The sequence below is a fragment of the Lactobacillus sp. ESL0263 genome, from assembly GCF_003692845.1.
In the GTDB taxonomy this organism is placed as follows: domain Bacteria; phylum Bacillota; class Bacilli; order Lactobacillales; family Lactobacillaceae; genus Lactobacillus; species Lactobacillus apis.
This window is the reverse complement of the sequence record NZ_REHL01000004.1, coordinates 557,820-581,677: the sequence shown is the minus strand read 5'-3', so window position 1 is coordinate 581,677 and position 23,858 is coordinate 557,820. Positions and strand designations below refer to the sequence as shown.

Here is a 23,858-nt window from a genome sequence, read left to right as displayed (position 1 = left end):
ATATGAGCAATCAAGGTAAAAATAAAAGTGCTCAGTCTGGGACAAAAATGCACCACTCATCAATGCAAATGAGTGGTGGAAACATGATGATGCACGGAAATCAGATGATGGACATGGGAAATCTGAAACAAAAATTTTGGATTTCTCTAGTGCTTGCATTACCGATACTGTTTTTATCACCAGCAATGGGAATTAGTTTGCCTTTTCAATTTTCTTTTAACGGTTCTGAATGGATAGTAGCTCTTTTTGCAACTATCCTATTCTTTTATGGTGGCGAACCATTTTTAAAAGGTGCTTTTTATGAGTTAAAAGCAAAAAGACCTGAAATGATGACCTTAATCTCCCTTGGTATTGTTACGGCGTATGTTTATAGTATCTATGCTTTTGTTGAAAACAATATCTTACATAATCAAAATCAGGTAATGGACTTTTTCTGGGAGTTGGCAACCCTAATTTTAATTATGTTATTAGGTCATTGGATTGAAATGTCTTCCATGATGAGTGCAAATAGTTCAGTAAATGACCTAGCTAAATTATTACCAGATAAGGTCCATCTTCAAGATAATGGTCAGACAAAAGATGTTTCAATTAACGGTGTACAAAAGGATGCAATTGTTTTAGTTAAACCAGGTGAGAGCATACCATTAGACGGAATTATCATTAATGGTTCCAGCGATATTAATGAATCCTTGGTTACAGGTGAATCACAAAGTGTAACACGCAAAGTTAATGATAAAGTGATCGGTGGTTCAATCAATGGTTCCGGCACAATTGTAGTTAAGGTATCCAGTTCAGCTAACTCAGGCTTTTTGGCAAACGTAAACAAGTTAGTTCAGTCATCGCAAATGAATAAATCTAATTTACAGAATTTAGCAGATCGCGTGTCCGGTTGGTTGTTTTATGCAGCACTAATTATTGGTGTCATTGCTCTAATTGTCTGGACTAGTTTAAAAGGAATAAGTAACGGACTGGAGCGGATGGTTACAGTGCTAGTCATTGCCTGCCCACATGCATTAGGTTTAGCTATTCCCCTTGTAAATGCAAAAAGCATGTCAATTGGTGCAAAAAATGGACTGTTGATTCGAAACCGCAATGTAATTGGTATTAGTCAAAAAATTAAATATGTTGTAATGGATAAGACGGGTACACTGACTGAAGGAAAATTTCAGGTTCGTCAGTTTGATACACTAAACCAAACAATCAATAAGGAAGGTGTATTAAGATTAATTGCCTCGCTTGAACAAGATTCAACGCATCCAATTGCAAAGAGTATCTTGCAATTTGCCGATGAAAATAAAATCAGTCTTTTACCGTTATCAAATAGCAAAACTGTTTCGGGTAAAGGTGTTACTGGAACAATTAATGGCAAATATTATCAATTAGTCAATGAAAAAACCGCTCGTTCTTTAGTTAATAATTTTCCTAAAATATCTGCTGCTGATTATACGGTAAGCTATCTTTTACAGGATTCCAATCTGCTCGGCTATGTTGCAGTTGGTGATCAAGTCAAGAAAACAGCAATTTCACTAATTAAAGAACTTAAAGCCCAAAACATTATTCCAGTAATGTTAACTGGTGATAATGAAAATGTTGCGGATAGTATTGCAGAAAAACTGGGAATTACAGAAGTTTACTCAGGGCTTTTGCCAGAAGATAAACAAAAAATTATCGGAAAGTATCAAGCTAATGGCAATAAGGTAATGATGGTAGGAGATGGAATTAACGACGCTCCTAGCTTAGCAAAAGCTGATATCGGTGTGGCTATTGGTACAGGAACTGATGTTGCAATTGATTCCGCTGATGTCGTTTTGGTTAATAGTAATCCAATTGATATCATCAATTTTTTAAAGCTAGCTAAAAACACACAGAAAAAGACAGTTGAAAATTTATGGTGGGGAGCAGGCTATAACATTATAGCCTTACCACTTGCTGCAGGTGTTTTAGCTCCAATTGGAATTCTTCTTCCACCAGCAGTTGGCGCAATCTTAATGTCGCTTTCAACTGTGATTGTGGCTATCAATGCGGAAACAATCCGAATATAAAACTATTAAAAGGCAACTAGAGAAAGGTGCCTTTTTTGTTTTTATACACTTTTTAAATAATTAAAATGATAGCACTTTAATTTGAAAAATATTGAACAAAAATTAAATAACGCGTATCATAAATAGTGAGGTCGCGAAAGAAATATTTTTCAGTTAAAATAGAAATATAAGTTAAAAAGGAGAAGCAAATGAGCGAAGAAGAATACCGTGTTGAAAGTGACACTATTGGTCCCGTAAAAATTCCTAAGGACGCATTATGGGGACCCCAAACAGAAAGAAGTCGAAATAACTTTCCAAGTGGAGAACTCATGCCGCTGGCAATTATTCGTGCATTTTTAAACCTGAAAAAGGCTGCTGCTGAGTCAAATGTAGAAGTAGGCGATGAACCAGAAGAAAAAGGTGCAGCAATTGAAGATGCAGTTGATCATCTTTTACAATTAAGTGATGAAGATCTGCGCAAAGATTTTCCACTTCACGTATTGCAAACAGGTTCTGGTACTCAAAGCAATATGAATGTTAATGAAGTTGTTGCCAATTTAGCTAATAAATTACACCCTGGCTTAAATATTTTGCCAAACGATGATGTTAACCGTGGTCAATCCTCTAATGATACTTATCCTACTGCAATGAATATCGTAGCTGTTGAAGCACTTGATAAGTTAGAGCCAGCTATTCAGCATTTAATTGACGAATTAAAGATTAAGCAAGATAAATACTGGAAAACTGTAAAGGTAGGACGTACGCACTTGCAAGATGCAACTCCGATTACCTTTGGGCAAGAAGTTTCTGGCTATATTTCTGCTCTGAAACATGACTTATCATACATTCAAGAGTTAAAACCTACTTTATATGAATTAGCAATTGGTGGTACGGCTGTTGGTACTGGACTGAATGCTGCTCCAGGTATGACAGAAAAAATTGTTGCTAAATTATCCGAAGTATACGGTCATGAGTTCAAAGTTAAGACCAACAAATTCTGGGGATTAGCTCATCATTCTGGTATTGATGTTGTTCATGGAGCATTAAAGACTCTAGCAGCAGATATGTTTAAAATTGCGCAAGATATTCGCTTCTTAGCTTCGGGTCCAAGAGCTGCTTATCATGAATTAAACATTCCTGCTAACGAACCAGGTTCTTCAATTATGCCTGGTAAAGTTAACCCAACTCAAGCTGAAGCAGTGACCATGGCTGCTGCTAAAGTTTTTGGAAATGATACAACAATCACTTTTGCTGCTTCACAAGGAAACTTCGAAATGAATGTCTTTAAAACCGTCATGATTGCTGCCTTTTTGGATTCATGCGATATTTTGACAGGTACAATTGAAGGCTTTGCTGATAAGATGATTTCTGGTTTAACAGTTAACTCAGAAAAGATGGATGAATTACTAGAAAATTCATTGATGACAGTTACTGCATTGTCACCTCATATTGGTTATCATGCTGCGGCTAAGATTGCACAAGCTGCAGATAAAGAAGGAACAACGCTTAAAGAAGCAGCTTTGAAGAGTGGCGAGTTAACAGAGGAACAATACGATCAATGGATGGATTACATGCAAATGACTAATATTGATCGAACAGAACCAGAAGATTAAATTTACAGGAGGAATTTGATGGCTAAATTTGTTTTTACACCCAATGATAGTTCTGAGATTGCCAATGAGTACGATGCTGTAATTATTGGCGCGGGTGGAGCAGGACTTACTGCTGCAATTCAAGCAAATGAATTAGGATTAAAAGTAGCCGTTTTTGAGAAAAACCCTGAACTTGGTGGTAACACTAATCGGGCTTCATCTGGAATGAATGCTTCTGAAAGTCTTGTTCAAATCAATGAAGGTATCATTGATAACAAAGAAGACTTTTATGAGGAAACGTTAAAGGGTGGGGGACGTTTGAACGATCCAGAACTACTTCGCTATTTTGTTGATCACTCAGCTTTAGCAATTGATTGGTTAAGTGATCACGGAATTGAATTAACTAATCTGACAATTACAGGTGGAATGAGTAAAAAGAGAGCTCATCGTCCCGCTTCAATGGCTCCAGTAGGTAATTATCTTGTATCAGGTGCGCTTGAACAGATTCAAAAAGAAAATATTCCTGTGTTTAACAATACTAAAGTGACGAAACTGATCCGTGCTGATAAGCAAAGAGTTACTGGTGTTGAAGTTGAAACACCTGCGGGTACTAAAACAGTAAATGCTAAGGCAATTTTACTAGCAAGTGGTGGTTTTGGTTCTTCTAAAGAACTTATCAAAAAGTATCGTCCTGATTTGGTTGATTTTAAAACTACTAATCAGCCTGGAGCAACAGGCGATGGCTTAAAACTAGCTGAAGAAGTTGATGCACAGCTTGAACAAATGGACTTTATTCAAGTTCATCCAACTGCACAGACCGATACTGATCACGTGTATTTAATTGGTGAAGGCTTACGTGGTGAAGGAGCAATTTTGGTTAATAAATCTGGTAAAAGGTTTGTTAACGAAATGAATACTAGAAAAATTGTTTCCAATGCAATAAATGATTTGCATGAAGGTGGAGCATATCTAATATTTGATCAAGGTATCAGAGAAAACTTTACTGCAGTCGAATTTTATGATCATGTTGGTCTGGTTAGCCATGGAGATACATTACAAGAAGTTGCGCAAACAATTGATGTTGATGGTGATAATCTTCAGGCAACTGTCGGTACTTGGAATGATGCTATTAATCAAAAGAATGACGCTCAATTTGGCAGAACTACTGGAATGGATCGCTCAATTACCAAGGGACCTTTCTTTGCTATTCACATTAACCCTGCCATTCACTACACCATGGGCGGAATTCATATCACTCCGAAGACTGAGGTCTTAGATACTGACGGTAATGTGATTCCGGGCCTATATGCAGCTGGTGAAGTTTCCGGTGGGCTTCATGGTAATAACCGAATTGGTGGAAATTCAATTGCTGAAACAGTAATTTTTGGCCGTCAAGCAGGTATGCAGATGACTGATTATGTAAGAAATAATAAATAGTTTATTTAAACCAAAAAGTGCTTAGCCTAATGCTAAGCATTTTTTTATTTAAAAATAAAAAAGCTCTTTCATTTTTATAAATTTAAAAAATAAATTACTTTTTTAAAATATTGCAAAAAGGAGGGGCTTTATTTATAATATGTTTTGTAAAGGATTACATACCCAGAATTGAAAGGATTTTAAATTATGTCAAGAAAAGTTTTACTCGTTGGTGATGGAGCAGTTGGTTCAACTTTTGCAAATGACCTTTTACTAAGTACCCAAGTTGACGAATTAGTAATTACGGATGTTGTAAAGGAGAGACCAATTGGCGATTCAATGGATCTTGAAGACATTACCCCATTTGTTGGTTCATGCAATATTCATGCAGGTGAGTATGCGGATGCAAAGGATGCTGATGTTGTAGTTATTACAGCTGGTATACCACGTAAACCAGGTGAGACTAGATTAGATTTAGTCAATAAGAACGTTAAAATTTTGAAAAGTATTATTCAGCCAGTCGTAGAATCTGGATTTAATGGAATATTTGTTGTTTCTGCCAATCCAGTTGATATACTGACGACCTTGACACAAAAACTTTCTGGTTTTCCTAAGAACAAAGTTATTGGTACAGGTACATCGCTTGACTCTGCTCGATTAAAAGTAGAACTGGCAAAAAAATTAAATTTATCTGTGGAAAGCGTTAACTCCATTGTGCTAGGCGAACATGGTGACACTTCATTTGAGAACTTTGATGAAACAGTAGTTGATGGTAAACCATTAAGCGAATATAATGAACTTAATTTTTCAGATTTATCTAATATTGAAAGTGACATACGTCAGAAAGGTGGGGAAATTATTAAAAGTAAAGGGGCAACCTTTTATGGCATTGCAATGATGCTAGCAAAAATAGTTAGTGCAATTTTGGAAAATAAAGCAATCGTCTTACCGCTATCAGCACCTATAAATGGTGAATATGGTATTAAACATGACTTATATTTGGGTACTCCAACAGTGATTGATGGTACTGGAATTAGTCATGTGATTGAAACTAAGCTATCAGATAAGGAATTAGCTAAAATGGTTAATTCTGCTGATAAAATGCAAGAAGTTCTAGAAGGTATCGAATTGAACTAATTAAAGAGGATCAAAATGCAAGTAGGAAAAAGAATCTTTTTAAAAAGAGAGTTACCTGACAAAGATGTAATTATGGGTTTTCGTGATATTCCCACCTCAAATATTGCTGATTGTATGAATCGTAAAGGGGCAATGGCTACACGGATTAAGTTAATGTCTAAACCAACAAAGCAAATGTGTGGTCCAGCCTTTACAGTTCATAATCGGCCAGGCGATAATTTAACCATTTATGCAGCTTTAAAGTACTGCCATGAAGGCGATGTAATTGTAATTGATAATGAAGGTGATAACACTCGAGCTGTTATTGGAGAAGTTATGATGACTTGGCTTCGTGATCAAAGACATGTTGCTGGAGTAGTAGTAGATGGTCCTATGAGAGATATTGACAGTTTACGTAATTGGGACTTGCCAATTTATGCTGTCAGCACTTCGCCAAATGGTCCATACAAGGAAGGACCTGGAGAAATTAATGTACCAGTTTCTTGTGGCGAAATTAGTGTAAATCCAGGGGATTTGATTGTTGGAGATGCAGACGGTGTTGTTAGAGTAGCTCACGAAAAGGCGGCAAAGTTACTGCCTGAGGTTCAGGCCTATAACAAACAAGATAATGCTAAAGCAGCAAGTTTCCATGATGGTACAGGTAATATTAGTTGGGTAGATGATGAACTGAAAAATAAAAACTATCAGATTATCGACGATATTTATCGCCCGTAAATATAAAGAAGGCTAATTATGAAAACTCTTGAGAAAGTGAATTATAAAGGGTTTATTTTGCCGGTAGTAATTGGAGCAATTTTGTGGCTTCTTACTCCTGTAAGACCTGGTGGATTATCAGTACAAGCATGGGAAATGTTTGCTATTTTTGTTGCTACCATTGTGGGTTGTATCACAAAACCATTACCAATTGGTGGTACAACGCTGATTGGTTTAATTGTGACTGTTTTAGTTGGTTTAGCTCCTGTTCAAAATGAAGTGAATCCTAAAACAGGTGCAGTGAATGCCGGAATTTTGAGTGCATTTAGCAATTCTGCTTCATGGTTGATTGCAATGGCTTTTATCATGGCCTATGGCATTAGTAAAACAGGCTTAGGAAATCGAATTGCCTATTGGATGATTAGACGCTTTGGTAAACGTTCAATTGGGATTGCTTACGCTATCACTGGATTGGAAATTGTCTTAGGAGCTTTAATTCCATCCAATAGTGCTCGAACAGGTGGTGTTGTTTGGCCAGTGACGGAATCAATTTCTAAGGATTATGATTCATTACCAAATGATCCCTCTCGTAAAAAGATTGGTGCATTTTTAAGTTTTATTGCTTTTCATGCTAATGTGATTTCAACCGCTCTATTCATTACGGGGGCTGCACCTAACATGGTCGCTTCTCAAATGGCTGTTCAAAAAGGCTACACAATGTCTTGGATAAGCTGGTTTACGGCAGCAATTGTCCCAGCTTTAATCGCAACCATTGTTATTCCTTTAATTATCTATAAGATATTTCCACCTGAAATTAAAGAAACTCCAGATGCTAAAAATTGGGCAGACGAGCATCTAGCTGAAATGGGCCCTGTGTCTAAACCTGAAAAAATCATGTCTGTCATTTTCTTATTAGCTATTATTTTATGGGTGTTATCAGGAATTTTTAAAATTCCACAATTAGATTCTACTTTTGTTGCTTTTCTAGCAGTTGGCTTACTTTTAATAACTGGCGTTTTAACCATGCAAGATGCCTTAAAGCAAACTGGAGCTTGGAATATTTTGATTTGGCTTTCCATTTTGGTTTTCATGGCCGGTAAACTTATATCATTTGGTTTTATTGACTGGTTTTCCAAAACAATTCAGACGGGTCTCCACGGTATAAGTTGGGAAATTGTTTTGGCAGTTTTGGTAATTCTAATGTTCTATACGCACTACTTCTTTGCTAGTGGAACTGCCCATATGACGGCTTTATACTTACCATTTCTTTCAGTTGCTGTGGCAACTGGAGCACCGCTTGCTCTTTCAGCAATGTTACTTGCATTCACTGGAGCCATTAATGCTTCAACTACTCACTATGCCAATGGTCCGGCTTCTATTCTAGCTACGACGGGCTATATTAAGCAGGGAGAATGGTGGAAATTCAACTTTATTTTAGGACTCGTGTATCTACTGATCTTTGGAGTCATTGGTACCGTATGGATGAAAATCATAGGAATGTGGTAAATGATTGATCAAGCAGATTTGATTACTAATGATGGCATTAGGATCCATTATTACGATACTAAAGCTGACAAACCTCCAATTCTTGCTATTCCAGGAATTGGAGGGTCTGCACGCTTATGGGAAAAGGCCGTTGACCTTTTTAAAAATGATTTTCGCTTTATTATAGTTGATCCAAGAAATCAAGGTAAATCTGCACGCACATATAAAGGCCAAAGAATTAGTCGCCATGCAGAAGACCTTAAAGAACTTATTCAGAAACTAGGATTAACTGACATAATTGCGATTGGCAATTCTATGGGAGCAGCTACAATCTGGGCTTACATTTCTTTATTTGGAGAAAAGCGCTTTAGAGCTTTAGTTGATCTTGATCAGCCACCTAAAATGATCAACGATTCAACATGGCAATTTGGCTTTAAAGAATTGACTTGGGAAAATTATCCCGATTACTTAAAAATTGATTTTGGCTCAGGATTTTATACACATATTGATGATGCTTTGTTTCAAAGAGCAAAAAAAGAAGCACTGAAATATCCTTATTATCCTGAAAACAACTTTTTGTGTCGAATCAATCATGCTGAACAAGATTGGCGCGATGTAATCACTAACTTAACAACCCCAATGTTAGTTTTGGCTGGTAAAAACTCACCATTTTTTGACTATCATTTTGCTTATGAAATGGAAAAGTTAAATAGCAACATAACTGCTGCTGTTGTACCTAATTGTGGGCATATTGTTCAAGCTGAACAACCTCAACTTATGTATAACAAAATAGCAGAATTTTTAACCCAAGTAGATTAATGACGCGGTTAGGATGTGACTAATTACGGATAAAATTGTTGATTTATATTTAAATATTCCTGAAACAAGAAAAAAGTGGCAAGACTTTTTAGTTTCTAAAGGCATAAATAACTTTGGCTCACGTGAAATTAACGTGATTGATCACACAGTTGGTCTAATTGATGACAATGGCAAGCTTGTAGGTACTGGTAGTATAGCTGGTAACGTCTTAAAGTACATTGCCGTTACTAATGAAAATGCAGTCCAAGGTGCACGCTTCAGTCAAATAGTAACTGCACTACAACAATATTTGTATAGTATAAAGTGCTATCACAGTTTTGTTTTCACTAAAGCACAGTATGCTGCAAGTTTTTCTCATTTAGGATTTAACGAATTAGCAAGAACTGACAAGGCTGCTTTTTTAGAAAGTGGCACGCCGAATATAGATAATTTTGTGTCAAACATTCCTAACCCTGATAAAGGAAAAAACAAAAAAGTTGCTGCAATAGTGATGAATGCAAATCCATTCACTAAAGGACACCAACAATTAGTGGAACTTGCTAGTAAGGAAAATGACTTGGTATATGTATTTGTTGTACAAACGGATGTTTCGCTTTTCAAGACTGATGAGCGCGTTAACTTAGTTAAGCAGGGGACAGCCGATTTTAAAAATGTGTTAGTTATTAGTGGCGGTGACTACATGGTTTCTAAGTCGACGTTCCCAGCGTATTTTTTAAAATCATCTGATGAACTAATAACTACGCAAACCCAAATTGATGCACACGTTTTTAAAAATTTTATTGCTCCTAGTCTATCAATTACAAGAAGATATTTGGGAACAGAACCATTCTCGCGAACGACTAGTTTTTATAATCAAAGCTTAAGTTCAATACTTAATCCTGAAATAGAAGTTAAGATCATTAATCGTTTTCAAGCTAATGAACAAGTAATTACAGCCACATATGTTAGGCAACTAATAAAAGAAGATAAGCTAGCTGAAATTGCATCTTTTGTACCCAATTCCACAATGCAATTTATTAGTGCAAATAAAGAAGCGTTACAAACTAGGATTAGGAAAGGAATGAATATTAATGGAAATTAAAACTACTGGAGTTGCCGGAACTTTGGAATCATCCGATATACAAATTATGATTTCAAAAGGAGATGATGGCATTCAGATTGACCTTGATTCAGAAGTAATTAAGGCATATGGAGATCAAATTAAAAAGGTCATTACTGATACCCTTGAGAAATATGGTATTGATAATGCCAAAGTTAAAGCAGTTGACAAAGGAGCTCTTGACTGTGTGATTGCTGCTAGAACTTTAGCAGCTGCGCAGAGAGCAACTAAAACTTCAGATAAACCAGAATTGGGGGTATTGCAATAAATGACTTACATTAAAAATCGTTTGCGGCGAACAATGATGTTTGTGCCAGGTAATAATCCGGCAATGGTAAAAGACGCTGGTATTTATGGTGCTGATTCAATTATGCTTGATTTGGAAGATGCCGTTTCTTTAACAGAAAAAGACGCTGCTAGAATGTTAGTCTTTAACGCAATTAAGACGGTTGATTTTGGCGGTGCAGAAATTGTAGTCAGAATTAATGGGCAAGACACACCTTTTTATGATGAAGATGTTAAAGCAATGGTACGAGCTGGTGTTGACGTCATTCGATTACCAAAAACAGAATCGGCTGACATGATTCGAAAGTTAGTTACAGATATTGAAAATGCAGAAAAGGAATACGGTGTAGAAAAAGGTTCAATTGGGGTAATGGCAGCAATTGAAAGTGCTAAAGGGGTACTCAATGCACCAGAAATTGCTACAGCAACTCCATTAATGATGGGACTAGCTGTTTCAGGCGAAGACTACACTGCAGATATGCATACACACCGCTATCCAGATGGTCGAGAACTAGAATTTGCGCGTAACATGGTCTTACAAGCTGCCCGTGCAGCAGATGTCTATGCATTTGATACTGTCTTTTCAAATATGAATGACACGGAAGGCTTTTATAGAGAAACTAGGTACATTTATGAATTAGGCTATGATGGTAAGTCTTTAGTTAATCCTCGCCAAATTCCAATGGTTAATGAAGTCTTCAATCCTTCAAAAGAAGAGATTGAAAATGCAATGGCCGTCCAAAATGCGATTAGTGAAGCCAAGACAAAGGGCTCTGGTGTTATCTCAATGAATGGAAAAATGGTTGATAAGCCGGTAGTCGAAAAGGCTAATAGAGTAATCGAAACAGCTAAGGCTTCAAATTTAATTGATGAGGAGGGCAATTACATTGGAAAATAAGGTTAAACGTAATCTACCAGATGAATTGATGTCTGATATGAAATTAAAACCGTTTGAATCAGTTGAAGTTGGAAACCCAGAAATTAAAAGGATTGCGCCAAAAGTTCATGTTACAACCGGTGAAAACAAAGTAGTTGATTCATTAGAAGAAGTTATAAAGAAGACTCTTAAAGATGGAATGACTATTTCGTTTCACCATCACTTTAGAAATGGCGACTTTGCCTTTAATAAGGTAATGGACTTAATTATAAAACTTGGTTACCAAAATTTGACGCTAGCACCATCATCATTAACTAGTGTGATGAATGATAAAGTCATTGAAGCAATTCAAAAAGGAGTAATTACTAATATTACTTCTTCGGGAATGCGTGGCACTTTGGGCGACTTTATCTCCCATGGAGGTCTTAAAAATCCAGTTGTTTTCAGATCTCACGGAAATCGAGCTCGTTCAATTGAAGAAGGAGAAATTAAAGTTGATGTTGCCTTTTTGGGCGTTCCAAACTCTGATCCTGCTGGTAATGCCAATGGTCAAGAAGGAGACGCTGTTTTTGGCTCATTAGGTTATGCACTTATTGATGCACAATATGCTGATAATGTCGTTCTTTTAACGGATAATATCGTTGATTATCCTAATACCCCTGCTTCAATCAAACAGACTCAGGTAGATTATGTGGTTAAGGTAGATCAAATAGGGGATGCAGATAAAATTGGTTCTGGAGCAACTCGTTTTACCAAGGATCCAAAAGAACTGAAAATTGCTGAGATGGTCAATCAAGTTATTGTCAATTCACCATATTACAAGGAAGGATTCTCATTCCAAACTGGATCTGGTGGTGCTGCGCTTGCAGTTACACGTTACTTAAGACAATCTATGATTAATGATGGAATCACAGCTTCTTTTGCTTTAGGCGGTATCACAAAGCCAACCACAGACTTGCTTGATGAGGGCCTAGTAGAAAAGATTATGGACGTACAAGATTTTGATAAGGGTGCTGCGGCTTCAATGGCAAAAAATAAGAATCAGCAAGAAATTGATGCTTCTTGGTATGCTGATCCGCATAATAAGGGAGCAGTAGTTAATAATTTGGATGTTGCAATTTTGTCAGCACTACAAATTGATACCGATTTTAACGTAAATGTTATGACTGGTTCAGACGGTGTCATACGAGGAGCGATTGGTGGTCATCAGGATGCTGCTAACGCAAAAATGACAATAATTACAGCACCTCTAGTTAGAGGCCGAAACGCAACCGTTGTTCCATCTGTTGAAACAGTTGTTACACCAGGTGATTCAATTGATGTTTTGGTCACTGAGCGTGGCATTACCATTAATCCGAAAAGAAAAGACCTAATCGAAGCATTCAGTAAGATTCCTGATCTTAACATCGTCGATATTACAGAATTACAACAGATGGCTGAAAAACAAGTTGGTGTTCCAAAACCATTAGAATACACTGACAGAACAGTTGCTTTGATTCAGTATCGTGACGGAACAATTATTGACACAATAAGACAAGTGAAGGATTAAAAGTAAAAAGTGGGTACAAGTATCGTTGTCCCCACTTTTTATTTATAATTATTAAAAAGGAGGGAATATCAAGTTGGTAAAATCAATCTTTACTGAAGGTCAAAAACAGGACATTTTAGCTGTTTTAGCTGATAAAGATAAGCGTGTAGACATGCAAAAACAGTTATTTCGGCAATTTCCTAATAAGACGCTCTTAGATGTTAAACTCAATATCCCAGGGCCAATAAAAAACAACTGCTACTTAGAGCAGTTGTTTTCAGCTGGAATAACTAATTTGGAAACAATCATGCAAGCGCATCACTTATCTTTTCAGTTAGCTGAAAGTTGGGATAAGCCGACTGGTTGCGAGAATTTTTATTTACTCAGTAACGATGCAACTGAAGTTAAGCAAACTGCTATTGAGTTTGAGAAGCAGTCAAAACTAACTAGACTGTTTGATGCCGACGTCCTAGTAAAAAATGGTCAAACAGTGGGAATTATTTCCAGGTCAACTTTAAAAATACCTAGTCGCACTTGTTTTCTATGTAATCGACCAGCCAAGGAATGCGCGCGTGCAAGAAGTCACTCCGTTGACGAGTTGCAGAATTATATAAGTAAAATCTTTGGTGAAGTGTTTAACTAAAACTCTTATTTTTACGTAAAACTTGTTCAGCGATTCCACTATTGGTTATCAGATGCGTGATCATGTTGCCTCTGAGTGCTCCAAGAAGTGCATCTTCTTTGAAATGGTTTTTTACGATGATAAAACGATTAGGTACTTGCATTAAAGTATCTAAGTTAATGCCGCAAATATGTGGTTCAATTGGTTTGTAAAAGTTACCATTAATGTCATAGGGACGACCGAAAACAATCCCCGCCACTTGATGACTATCAACATTTTGCAAGACACTTTTAGCATAATTATCCATAAAAAACTCATTAGATTCAAGCGATTGCATAGTTCCAAGGCTTGCACAAACCATGTCAAGTTGGTCAAACATTTCTTCGGCGTGGACATAAAATGGTTCTTTCTTTAATTCTGTTACTGTACTTGTATTAACAGAATAAAGTGGAGCAGGAAAAGTTAAACATTTAGCATTAAATTTGTCTGCAGCTTCCTGCACCAACTGATTTTTCCTTTTGCCTGCATTGACAGCTTGACCTAGAAGCTGCACGAATGTTAAATCCTCACGATTAACTTCAGAAAAGTCGTTAATAACATCGCGTAAAAGTGCACCCCACGTTAAACCAACTACGTGCGCAGATTTTGTATAATTTTGAATTTGCTTTGCAGCATAGCTAACAATTACTTCATTATCTTGGTTTTTGGTTTCCAGATCTTCTAGGATGTAAACTTCCTTTAAATTGAATTGCTTTCGAAATTCACTTTCCAGTTTTTGCGATCTTTTTGGTGTTTGCGCGATACTAATTTTTACAATGCCCTTGTTTCTTGCGTCTTCAAGTGACTTTGTAATCAAATAACGCGATAAGTTATATTTCTCTGATATATCTGCAATATTCATTTGACTTAAAAAATAGTCGTGTGCAATATTGGCAAGCTGTTCATCTGTTAATAATGTCATTTTTAGATTCCTCATCTTTGATCTTATTTTTAAATTATATTCGAAAAAAGCGCTTCATTCTAGATTAAAAACGGGATTTGGCTTAAAATAACAATTTAAAAAACACATTTAATATTCTTATTTTCTATTCGAGTATATCACAGAAGGTTCCAGCGGTAATTTTTTGTAAATCATTTGGATTTAAAAAAACACTCCTACCAATTTTTCCACTCGAAACCGCAATTTCCTTTTCATTTTCCATACTTGAATCAAGAAAAATTGGAAAATGATGATTAAAATGGATTCCAATTGGCGTATTGGCACCGTGAACATACCCGGTAGTTTTCACAAGATCCTTTAAAGGAAGCAATTCGCATTTTTTGTTACCTGAATTTTTGGCGAGTTTTTTCATGCTTAAATGCTCAGTAATAGGAATAACACCAACTAGGGGACCAGTCTTATTGCCTGAACAAACAAGTGTCTTATAGACCAAATGTTCATTCTCGTTTAAAATAGATGTATCCATTTGCGCTACACCACCAGAATCTTCGTGTGTAGCAAATTTTGCTGGACGATAAGATATATTGTTGCGTTCAAGTATTTTTTCTACTAACGTTTTTTCAATATTATTTTTCTTCTTAGACATAATTATCACCTTAGTTAAATATTAGCATTGATGAGGGTGGTTGAAAAAGGGAGTTTAGTCATGAAATTATTAGTTATAAAAATAGAAACAAGTCATGAAGTTGAAGATGCGCTTACTGTCTTTAGTCAAGACGAATTGAAATGCCTGGGCACTGAAACACGTAAACGCTCTGATTTTGAAAATGCAGGTGAGCAGAAAGATTCAACCATTGTACAACTTGATGAAATTGAAAACTTGCCTGAGGATTTAGAGTTCTTTTCATATTTTAATGAAGATGCGAACCGCGATAGTTTAATTGAAAGCTATCAAGCTAAATTAACGGAGTTAAAGTCTTATGGTTTAGATATAGGCTTAAATCAAATCAGTTCTTCTTATATTGAAGACAAAGACTGGAATACGGTTTGGCAAAAATTCTATCATGTAATCAATTTTTCGCGTCACTTGGCAATTGTTCCAGAATGGGAAAATTATCAACCAAAATTTCCTGATCAAAAATTAATCAATTTGGACCCAGGCTTGGCTTTTGGTACTGGTGGACATAAGACAACTCAGCTAGCAATGATGGGTCTAGAACGTGCGCTTATTGAGCCTAAGAGTGTGATTGATGTTGGAACTGGATCTGGAATTTTAGCAATTGCTGCTTCACTTCTTGGCGCAAACAAAGTTGAAGCAACAGACATTTCAGATGAGGCAGTTACATCAGCACAGACTAATATTGCACTTAACCACATAGATAATATTGAGGTTAGAAAAGCAAGTTTATTAAAAGACGTCCATGGAAAATTTGATATTATCGTTGCTAATATTTTAGCGGAAATTTTGCTCGACTTAATCCCGCAATTAGATGAACATTTGAATGAAAATGGGCAAGTAATTTTTTCCGGGATTGATTATTTACAATTAGATAAAATCAAAGACGCACTTATTAAAAACGGCTTCCACATTGTTCTAACAATGCAACAGGATCGTTGGGTTGGATTAGTAATCGAGCGTATCGAAAAATAAAAGTTAAATTTAGATAAAAAGTACTATAATATTTAATTAAGTTAAGTAAGGAAAAAGAATTGATTGATAAATTAGAACAAATAGCACTAATTAAAAAATTGAATCAACATAAACCGATGCCGATTATTTGGTGGACATGTTTAGTACTTGTTTTGCCTCTCTTATGTAGTTTATTAGGAATTCAAACAATTTGGCGTATCGGTTTATTATTTGGTGTTTTTAATTGTGTGGTCAGCTATCAAGTAGGAAAGTTAATTAAAACACTTAGCCTGAAGCCATATTGGCTGCTTTTTTTACCGATTTGTTTTTGTTTACTAGTATTATTAAAGTATGCAAAATACAATCTGTTATTTGGACTAATTTATCTAATTTTTGAAGTCTTTGGCTTGATGGACAGACAAATCTATAAATAGAAGGGGCGGATTCGATGTCAAAATACGTTGAAATGACGCATGAACAGGTAATTGATGCCTGTAAAAAATATCTCGATGATGAGCAGATTGCTTTTATCGAAGAGGCATATCAATTTGCAAAGAAAGCGCACGCAAATCAGAAACGTGCTTCTGGACAACCGTATATTGTCCATCCAACTCAGGTAGCTGGTACATTAGCTAATTTAGGTCTTGATCCTGATACAATCGCTGCAGGTTTTTTGCATGACACTGTTGAAGATACAGATGTAACTAATGATGAATTAAAAGAAAAATTCGGAAAAGACGTTGCTTTTATTGTTGACGGTGTGACCAAGCTAAATAAGTACGAGTACAAGTCTCACCAAGAGTTTTTAGCCGAAAACCACCGGAAGATGTTAATCGCAATGGCTAAAGATATTCGTGTAATTATGGTTAAACTAGCCGATCGTTTACACAATATGCATACGCTTGAGCATTTAAGACCTGATAAGCAACGGCGTATTGCTTCAGAAACGATGGACATTTATGCGCCACTTGCTGATCGTTTGGGTATTGGAACAATTAAATGGGAACTTGAAGACTTAAGTTTTCACTATTTAAATCCTAAGGAATATTACCGTATCGTTAATTTGATGAGTTTAAAACGGAGTGAACGTGAAAACTATATCAATGATACGATAAATACCTTGAAAAGTAGCTTAGATAGTTTAGGAATCAAGTATGACATTCAAGGACGTCCAAAACACATTTATTCCATTTATAAAAAAATGGTTAATAAGCATAAGGATTTCAATGAAATCTATGACTTACTAGCTGTGCGCGTTATCGTGGATACTGTCAAAGATTGTTATGCTGTTCTGGGTGCAGTTCATACTAAATGGAAGCCAATGCCGGGACGCTTTAAAGACTATATTGCTGTTCCTAAGGTTAACGGTTATCAATCGCTTCACACTACAATCATTGGCCCTGGTGGACGTCCACTTGAAATTCAGATTAGAACTGAGCAAATGCATGAAGTTGCTGAATACGGTGTTGCGGCACACTGGGCATATAAACGTGGAAACTTTAACGGAGTTGAGCAAACCGATTCTAATGAAAAGCTTGATATGGTGCGTGAAATTCTTGAGCTTAAAGATGAAACTCAAGATGCCAGTGAATTCATGAAAAGCGTTAAGAGCGAGATTTTTTCTGATCGTGTTTATGTTTTCACACCAAAAGGTGAGGTATACGAATTACCAAAAGGTTCTGTAACTCTAGATTTTGCTTATGAAATCCACACTCAAGTTGGTAGTCATGCTGTTGGCGCTAAGGTTAACGGCAAACTTGTTCCACTTGATTACAAATTGAAAAACGGCGACGTCATTGACATCATGACTCAGTCCAATGCCAGCCCTTCACGTGACTGGATTGATCTTGTAAAAACATCTCGGGCACGTAATAAGATTAGACGCTACTTTAGAAACCTTGACCGTGAAAATAGCATCGAACAAGGCGAGCAAATGGTAGCCGACAATTTGCGTGAGCAAGGTTTTGCCCCTAAAGAATTTATGGATAAGGAACATATCGATAAATTATTGGAAGACATGAACTATCACACAGCCGATGAAATGTACGCTTCTATTGGATTTGGTGATCTTTCGGCAATCAGTGTCGTCAACCGGTTGACAGCTGATATTCGGCATGAAAATGAGCGAAAACGGCAAAAAGAGCTTGAAGAAGAAATTTTAAATTCCGGTCAAAAGGCAGTTTCAGAGTCAAATGCCAAAAATAGTTCCGCGACAATGAAAATCAAGCATAAAAATGGTGTGATGATTCAAGGAATCAGTGACCTAATGCTTCATTTAGCCAAATGTTGTAATCCGGTTCCAGGAGACGACATAGTTGGTTACGTTACTAAAGGACGTGGAGTTACCATCCACCGAAGTGATTGCCGCAACATTGCAAATAATAAAGATAGTCAAGGGCGTCTAATTGAAGTTGAATGGGAAAACGTAGAAGAAAGTAGCGCACAATCATTTAACGCAAATATTGAAGTTTTTGGCTATAATCGCAGCAAATTACTTAGTGATGTGATTACGATGCTAAACTCATTGACTCCAAATATTAATAATCTTTCTGGTAAAGTGAATGAAGACAACATTGCCCATATTTATGCTACAGTTGCGGTTAACAATTCAGCTAAGTTAGATCGTATTTTAGCCAAATTACGCGACATTCCAGATGTTTATGAAACTAGAAGGGCAGATAATTAATGCGAGTTGTAATTCAAAGAGTTAATCATGCAGATGTTAAAATTGACGGAGAATCCGTTGGTGAAATTAAAAAAGGTCTTCTTTTACTCGTTGGCCTAAAAGAAGGAGATAGCCTAGAAACAGTCAAAAAAGCAGCTGCTAAAATCACTAAAATGCGTATTTTTGAAGATGAGAATGGCAAAACGAATTTAGGCATTAAAGACGTTGACGGTAAAATTTTGAGTGTTAGTCAATTTACTTTACTTGCGGATACCAAAAAAGGAAATCGTCCGAGCTTTATTGAAGCTATGCGACCGCCAAAATCCAAAGAACTTTGGGAAGCTTTTAACCAAGAACTTGAAGATAATGGTTTAGAAGTTGCAACCGGAAAATTTGGTGCAGATATGAAAGTAAGCCTTGAAAATGATGGTCCGTTCACTATTGTTTTAGATTTATAAGAAGTTCAACCTAAATCTAGTTGACATTTTTACAGCAAAAATATATTCTTAAAAAAGAATTATCAATGACAAAGACTGAAGATTAGCATTTTTATTGACAGAGACCGTGGATTGAGCTGAAAAAACGGATAAAAGCTAACTGTGACCCCTTTACCAGATAATAAATCGTTTCGCGAGCGTTATTCGCAGCAGGTAAAAGGTGGTACCGTGCTAACTCAGAGCGCCCTTGATTTTATTCAAGGGCGCTTTTTTTTATTAGAAGGATGATTAAATGAAAGTACAAAAGCCGAAAGGAACAGTTGATATTCTGCCAGACCAATCTGGTTCTTGGGAAAAAGTAGAGCAAATCCTGCGTGATTTTTTTAAACAGGCAAATTACCGTGAAATTCGTACACCTAGTTTTGAAAACTACGAAGTTTTTTCTCGTTCGAGTGGTGAAACCTCTGATGTAGTTGAAAAAGAAATGTATGACTTTAATGATAAAGGTGGGAGACATATTGCCTTAAGACCAGAGGGAACTGCCGGTGTAGTTAGAGCTTACGTCGAAGATAAGCTTTATGCACCCGAGGTTGTTAAACCGCTTAATGTTTACTATATTGAGTCAACATTCCGCTATGAACGACCACAAGCAGGACGTCAGCGTGAGTTTCATCAAATAGGAATTGAGAGCTTTGGCTCCGACAATCCATTGGCAGATGTCGAAACAATTGTATTAGCTCATGATTTGCTAGCTAAATTAGGTGTGAAGAACTATGAATTGCACCTTAACACACTAGGCAATGAAGAAGTTCGTCAAAATTATCACGATGCTCTTGTTAACTACTTTGAACCATTAAGAGATCAATTATCTGATGATTCAAAAAGAAGATTGGAGAAAAACCCTCTTAGAATTCTAGATTCAAAAGATGAACAAGATCAGCAGTTTTTGGATGACGCTCCTAAGATCATCGACTATCTCAACGATGAGGCAAAGGAAAACTTTGATAGAATTCTGGCAATGCTGGATCAGTTAAGCATCAAGTATGTAATTGATAATGATTTAGTACGTGGGCTTGATTATTATACTGGCGTGATTTTTGAATTCATGGTTGAGGACAAGAGTATTTGGCAATCTAAATCAACAATTTTGGGTGGCGGACGCTATAACCACCTAGTTGAAGAATTTGATGGTCCTGCTACACCAGCCGTTGGTTTTGGTATAGGTGAAGAGAGACTGATGCTTGTACTTCAAAAGCAAAATCCAGCACTATTTACTGATGAAGGAATTGACTTTTTCATTACTAATATCGGTGAAGGTACTGAAATTAAGACAGTAGAAATTGCACGTGCACTACGCAAGCAAGGCTTTAAAGTGCAATACGATGTTGACCAAAAGAAGCTTAAAGCTCAGTTTAAAAAAGCTGATCGAGTTCACGCTAAATATGTAATTACCCTTGGCGAAAAGGAAGTTGAAAACGAAACTTTGAATATTAAACGCCTACAAGATGGTAAAACACTAGATTTAAAGTTTAGTGATATTGAGAACATGCAAGAAAATATAGCAAAATTAAAGGACTAATATAAATAATGGAAAAAAGAACAAATTATTGTGGCAACATTACCGCTGACTATTTAAACCAAGAAGTTAATCTTTATGGCTGGGTTCAACGCGTTCGGAACTTGGGTAACCTTGTCTTCATTGATTTACGTGATCGGGAAGGAATTGTTCAAGTTGTTGTTAACCATGATTCTGGTAAAGAACTAATGGAAGCAGCAGACTCACTTGGTAACGAATATGTTATTCAAGTCAAGGGTAAAGTGGTTAAGCGTTCCAGTGTCAACCCTGAAATGAAAACTGGTGAAGTTGAAGTTGATGCTAGTGAAATCATTGTTTTAAACAAGTCACAGAACCCACCGTTTGAAATTAAAGATAATATTGAAGTAAGTGAACAAACTAGATTAAAGTATCGTTACTTGGATTTGCGTCGTCCTAACTTACAATCAGCAATTATTTTGCGGGCAAAAATCTTACAAGCTACCCATGAGTATTTCGATCAAAACGGATTTATTAATATTGAGACTCCTGTATTAGGTAAGTCTTCTCCTGAAGGGGCACGTGATTATTTGGTTCCTTCACGAATTTATCCAGGAAGTTTTTACGCTCTACCTCAGTCACCACAACTATTCAAACAACTGTTAATGGGTGCAGGTTTTGATAAGTATTACCAACTAGCAAGATGTTTCCGTGACGAAGATTTGCGAGGAGATCGTCAACCTGAATTTACCCAAATTGATATGGAAACTTCATTTACTGATGAGCAACAAGTACAGGATTATACTGAGGGCTTGCTCAAAAAGATCATGAAAGACGTTATGGGAATTGATCTGAAGACTCCAATTGACCGTATTTCATGGACTGACGCAATGAATAATTATGGTACTGATAAACCTGACATTCGCTTTGGTATGTTAATTCATGATTTAAGTCCTATTTTTAAAGATAGTGACTTTAAGGTCTTTTCAGGTGCAATTGCTGATGGCGGCTTTGTTAAGGGAATAGCTGTCAAAAATGGTGCGCAGGCATATTCACGTAAGCAAATTGAAAAGAAACAAGATTACATCAAGCGTTTCCACGCTAAAGGTCTAGCTTGGGTTAAATTTGAAGATGGCGAATTTTCGGGTCCAATTGCACGCTTCTTGAATGATGAAAATCAGAGTGCACTAATTAAGGAATTTGGCCTTGAAGGTGGAGAGCTTCTCGTCTTCGTAGCTGATAAGTGGAAGGTTTGTTGTGACTCACTTGACCACTTGCGTCGTGAGTTTGCTAAAGAAACAGATATTATTCCTAAGCATGAATTTGATTTTGTCTGGGTTGTTGACTGGCCATTATTTGAATATGATGAAGGAATTGGTAGATGGATTGCTGCTCACCATCCATTTACGATGCCTGACGATGAGGGTATTGAACTACTTGATACGGATCCACATAAGGCACATGCGCGTAGTTACGATATCGTAATGAATGGTGATGAACTTGGTGGTGGTTCAATCCGTATCCATAAGCGTTCAATCCAAGAAAAAATGTTTAAAGCACTGGGCTTTACTAAGAAGCGTGCCTATGAACAATTTGGCTACTTACTTGAAGCCCTAGACATGGGATTCCCTCCACATGCTGGTTTAGCAATTGGATTAGATCGTTTTGCAATGCTCCTTGCCGAAAAAGATAATATTCGTGATGTACTTGCTTTCCCTAAGAATGCAAATGCCTCTGAACCAATGATGCATGCACCGGCACCTGTAGCAGAACAGCAATTAACTGACTTAGGTATTGAAATAGAAGAACAGTATCAAGAGTCAGCTGCACAAACTGATGCTAAGTTGCAAGAACAGGCAATGAAAGACTATGCATCCCATTCAACTTGGGAAGAATAAGGATTAATGAAAAGCATGAAAATGTACTTCATGCTTTTTTGTTACTTAAAAAAGGAAGATTAGATTAATGACTGAAAAATATCATCGTGCATTTGGCTGTTATGGCATTATCGGTAATAAAAATGACTTAGTTGTAATAAAAAAATTAGGAGGACCCTATATTAATCGCTATGACTTACCCGGTGGTAGTCTTGAAGATGGGGAAGAGTTAAACCATGCCCTTGTTCGTGAGGTGAAGGAAGAAACAGGATTGAGTGTTTTAGATTTTCACCAAATTGGAGTAACTTCATTCAGATATCCATGGGATTACGAAAAATGGCATTTCAATCAACATATTTGTGTTTTTTATGAAGTAATTAAAACTGATGGTAGTTTAGAAGCAGAAGTTGACCAGTTTGAAGGTCAAGATGCATTGGGTGCAGTCAGAGTAAGTCTAGATCAGCTTAACTTGGAAAACTCTTCGCCATTAGTATTGAAGGCTAAAGAATATTTACTTAAAAGAAATTCGTTTAGTCTAGTAGATCAAACTTTTCAAAAATGGCCAATACTTAAAAAATCTGTTTTTTAAAGCACAAAAAAAAGCAACTTGTTAGCAAGTTGCTTTTTTCTTACTTCAAATTATCTAAGAAAGCTAAAGCGGCGCTGTAATTTGGCTCATTAGTCATTTCTTGAATCAGTTCTTGATAGATAACTTCATGATTGCCATCAACAATCCAGATGCTTCTAGAATCAACACCAGCTGACTCAATGTATAATCCCATCTTCTTACCAAAGTCAAGCTGTTCATCTGATAGTAGCTCCATTTTAGCAACACCTTCAGCAGCACACCAGTCTTTTTGTTCTTCAGGAGTATTAGTAGAAACAGTATAGAAGTCAATGCCTTCATACTTATCTACTTCACCATTAAAGCGCTTGGTTGAAATACTGCAGACACTAGTGTTAATGTTTGGCACAACACTAATCAAAGTTGGCTTAGTAATTAAATTAGCCATCTTAACTACTGATCCATCAGCCTTTTCAACTTCAAAATCAGGTAACTTTTCACCAACAACAGGTGGTTGACCATTAGTAGTTAATGGCTCATTTTTCCTTGTGATTTTCATTAATAAATCTCCCTTATATAAATAATATAACACTACTTATTTTAACTCAAAAAAGAGGAGATACCCAAACAATAAGT

22 protein-coding genes are annotated in these 23,858 nt (G+C 36.5%); 19 read left to right on the top strand and 3 right to left on the bottom strand.

Annotated features, from left to right (window positions below; translation table 11 throughout):
• Window positions 1-2: 2 nt before the first annotated feature.
• The 12 genes from F5ESL0263_RS04775 to citX all read left to right on the top strand — a co-directional run bounded on the left by F5ESL0263_RS04775 (window position 3) and on the right by citX (window position 13,595).
• Window positions 3-2,042 carry a copper-translocating P-type ATPase gene (locus F5ESL0263_RS04775; RefSeq protein WP_122035261.1) on the top strand — a complete coding sequence of 680 codons (2,040 nt, stop codon included), beginning with the start codon at window positions 3-5 and terminating at the stop codon, window positions 2,040-2,042.
• A gap of 188 nt (window positions 2,043-2,230) precedes the next feature.
• Window positions 2,231-3,634 carry a class II fumarate hydratase gene (locus F5ESL0263_RS04770; RefSeq protein ID WP_122035259.1) on the top strand — a complete coding sequence of 468 codons (1,404 nt, stop codon included), beginning with the start codon at window positions 2,231-2,233 and terminating at the stop codon, window positions 3,632-3,634.
• An 18-nt stretch (window positions 3,635-3,652) separates the two neighbouring features.
• Window positions 3,653-5,050: a flavocytochrome c gene (locus F5ESL0263_RS04765; protein WP_122035257.1), complete on the top strand. Its 1,398-nt coding sequence runs from the start codon at window positions 3,653-3,655 to the stop codon at window positions 5,048-5,050.
• Window positions 5,051-5,236: 186 nt separating this feature from the next.
• Window positions 5,237-6,166, top strand: a complete 930-nt coding sequence (locus F5ESL0263_RS04760) for an L-lactate dehydrogenase (RefSeq protein ID WP_122035255.1) — start codon at window positions 5,237-5,239, stop codon at window positions 6,164-6,166.
• 15 nt (window positions 6,167-6,181) lie between these two features.
• Window positions 6,182-6,880 (top strand): RraA family protein, encoded by a 699-nt coding sequence (locus tag F5ESL0263_RS04755; RefSeq protein WP_122035253.1) that lies wholly within the window; start codon window positions 6,182-6,184, stop codon window positions 6,878-6,880.
• 18 nt (window positions 6,881-6,898) lie between these two features.
• Window positions 6,899-8,365 carry a DASS family sodium-coupled anion symporter gene (locus F5ESL0263_RS04750; protein WP_122035251.1) on the top strand — a complete coding sequence of 489 codons (1,467 nt, stop codon included), beginning with the start codon at window positions 6,899-6,901 and terminating at the stop codon, window positions 8,363-8,365.
• Window positions 8,366-9,163 carry an alpha/beta fold hydrolase gene (locus tag F5ESL0263_RS04745; protein ID WP_122035249.1) on the top strand — a complete coding sequence of 266 codons (798 nt, stop codon included), beginning with the start codon at window positions 8,366-8,368 and terminating at the stop codon, window positions 9,161-9,163.
• Between the two features lie 22 nt (window positions 9,164-9,185).
• The gene (citC, locus tag F5ESL0263_RS04740) at window positions 9,186-10,244 is read left to right on the top strand and encodes a [citrate (pro-3S)-lyase] ligase (protein WP_122035247.1); all 1,059 of its coding nucleotides are present in this window, start codon (window positions 9,186-9,188) and stop codon (window positions 10,242-10,244) included.
• Complete coding sequence (citD, locus tag F5ESL0263_RS04735) at window positions 10,234-10,530, top strand: citrate lyase acyl carrier protein (protein WP_122035245.1); 297 nt, start codon at window positions 10,234-10,236, stop codon at window positions 10,528-10,530. The genes citC and citD overlap by 11 nt, the downstream gene beginning before the upstream one ends.
• The gene (locus F5ESL0263_RS04730) at window positions 10,531-11,445 is read left to right on the top strand and encodes an aldolase/citrate lyase family protein (RefSeq protein ID WP_122035243.1); all 915 of its coding nucleotides are present in this window, start codon (window positions 10,531-10,533) and stop codon (window positions 11,443-11,445) included.
• Window positions 11,435-12,973, top strand: a complete 1,539-nt coding sequence (gene citF, locus F5ESL0263_RS04725) for a citrate lyase subunit alpha (protein ID WP_122035241.1) — start codon at window positions 11,435-11,437, stop codon at window positions 12,971-12,973. The genes F5ESL0263_RS04730 and citF overlap by 11 nt, the downstream gene beginning before the upstream one ends.
• A 73-nt stretch (window positions 12,974-13,046) precedes the next feature.
• A complete protein-coding gene (gene citX, locus F5ESL0263_RS04720; RefSeq protein WP_122035238.1) occupies window positions 13,047-13,595 on the top strand; it encodes a citrate lyase holo-[acyl-carrier protein] synthase in 549 nt (182 codons plus the stop codon).
• On the opposite strand, the gene F5ESL0263_RS04715 is transcribed toward citX, so the two are convergent.
• Both F5ESL0263_RS04715 and F5ESL0263_RS04710 read right to left on the bottom strand, forming a co-directional pair.
• Window positions 13,588-14,535 carry a sugar-binding transcriptional regulator gene (locus tag F5ESL0263_RS04715; RefSeq protein WP_122035236.1) on the bottom strand — a complete coding sequence of 316 codons (948 nt, stop codon included), beginning with the start codon at window positions 14,533-14,535 and terminating at the stop codon, window positions 13,588-13,590. The genes citX and F5ESL0263_RS04715 overlap by 8 nt on opposite strands.
• A 124-nt stretch (window positions 14,536-14,659) precedes the next feature.
• Window positions 14,660-15,160: an aminoacyl-tRNA deacylase gene (locus F5ESL0263_RS04710; protein WP_122035234.1), complete on the bottom strand. Its 501-nt coding sequence runs from the start codon at window positions 15,158-15,160 to the stop codon at window positions 14,660-14,662.
• Between the two features lie 60 nt (window positions 15,161-15,220).
• Between F5ESL0263_RS04710 and prmA the strand changes: the two genes are divergently transcribed.
• The 7 genes from prmA (at window position 15,221) to F5ESL0263_RS04675 (ending at window position 23,246) form a co-directional block, all read left to right on the top strand.
• Window positions 15,221-16,165 carry a 50S ribosomal protein L11 methyltransferase gene (prmA, locus tag F5ESL0263_RS04705; RefSeq protein WP_122035232.1) on the top strand — a complete coding sequence of 315 codons (945 nt, stop codon included), beginning with the start codon at window positions 15,221-15,223 and terminating at the stop codon, window positions 16,163-16,165.
• Window positions 16,166-16,224: 59 nt separating this feature from the next.
• Complete coding sequence (locus F5ESL0263_RS04700; RefSeq protein ID WP_233558456.1) at window positions 16,225-16,578, top strand: hypothetical protein; 354 nt, start codon at window positions 16,225-16,227, stop codon at window positions 16,576-16,578.
• A gap of 14 nt (window positions 16,579-16,592) precedes the next feature.
• Window positions 16,593-18,830, top strand: a complete 2,238-nt coding sequence (locus F5ESL0263_RS04695; protein WP_122035228.1) for a bifunctional (p)ppGpp synthetase/guanosine-3',5'-bis(diphosphate) 3'-pyrophosphohydrolase — start codon at window positions 16,593-16,595, stop codon at window positions 18,828-18,830.
• Window positions 18,830-19,267 (top strand): D-aminoacyl-tRNA deacylase, encoded by a 438-nt coding sequence (dtd, locus tag F5ESL0263_RS04690; RefSeq protein ID WP_122035226.1) that lies wholly within the window; start codon window positions 18,830-18,832, stop codon window positions 19,265-19,267. The genes F5ESL0263_RS04695 and dtd overlap by 1 nt, the downstream gene beginning before the upstream one ends.
• Window positions 19,268-19,538: 271 nt before the next feature.
• Window positions 19,539-20,825, top strand: a complete 1,287-nt coding sequence (hisS, locus tag F5ESL0263_RS04685; RefSeq protein WP_122035224.1) for a histidine--tRNA ligase — start codon at window positions 19,539-19,541, stop codon at window positions 20,823-20,825.
• A gap of 8 nt (window positions 20,826-20,833) precedes the next feature.
• Window positions 20,834-22,678 carry an aspartate--tRNA ligase gene (gene aspS / locus F5ESL0263_RS04680; protein ID WP_122035222.1) on the top strand — a complete coding sequence of 615 codons (1,845 nt, stop codon included), beginning with the start codon at window positions 20,834-20,836 and terminating at the stop codon, window positions 22,676-22,678.
• 67 nt (window positions 22,679-22,745) lie between these two features.
• Entirely contained in the window at window positions 22,746-23,246 is a 501-nt protein-coding gene (locus F5ESL0263_RS04675; protein WP_122035220.1) for an NUDIX hydrolase, read from the top strand.
• A gap of 40 nt (window positions 23,247-23,286) precedes the next feature.
• On the opposite strand, the gene tpx is transcribed toward F5ESL0263_RS04675, so the two are convergent.
• Window positions 23,287-23,781 carry a thiol peroxidase gene (gene tpx / locus F5ESL0263_RS04670; protein ID WP_122035218.1) on the bottom strand — a complete coding sequence of 165 codons (495 nt, stop codon included), beginning with the start codon at window positions 23,779-23,781 and terminating at the stop codon, window positions 23,287-23,289.
• Window positions 23,782-23,858 lie beyond the last annotated feature (77 nt).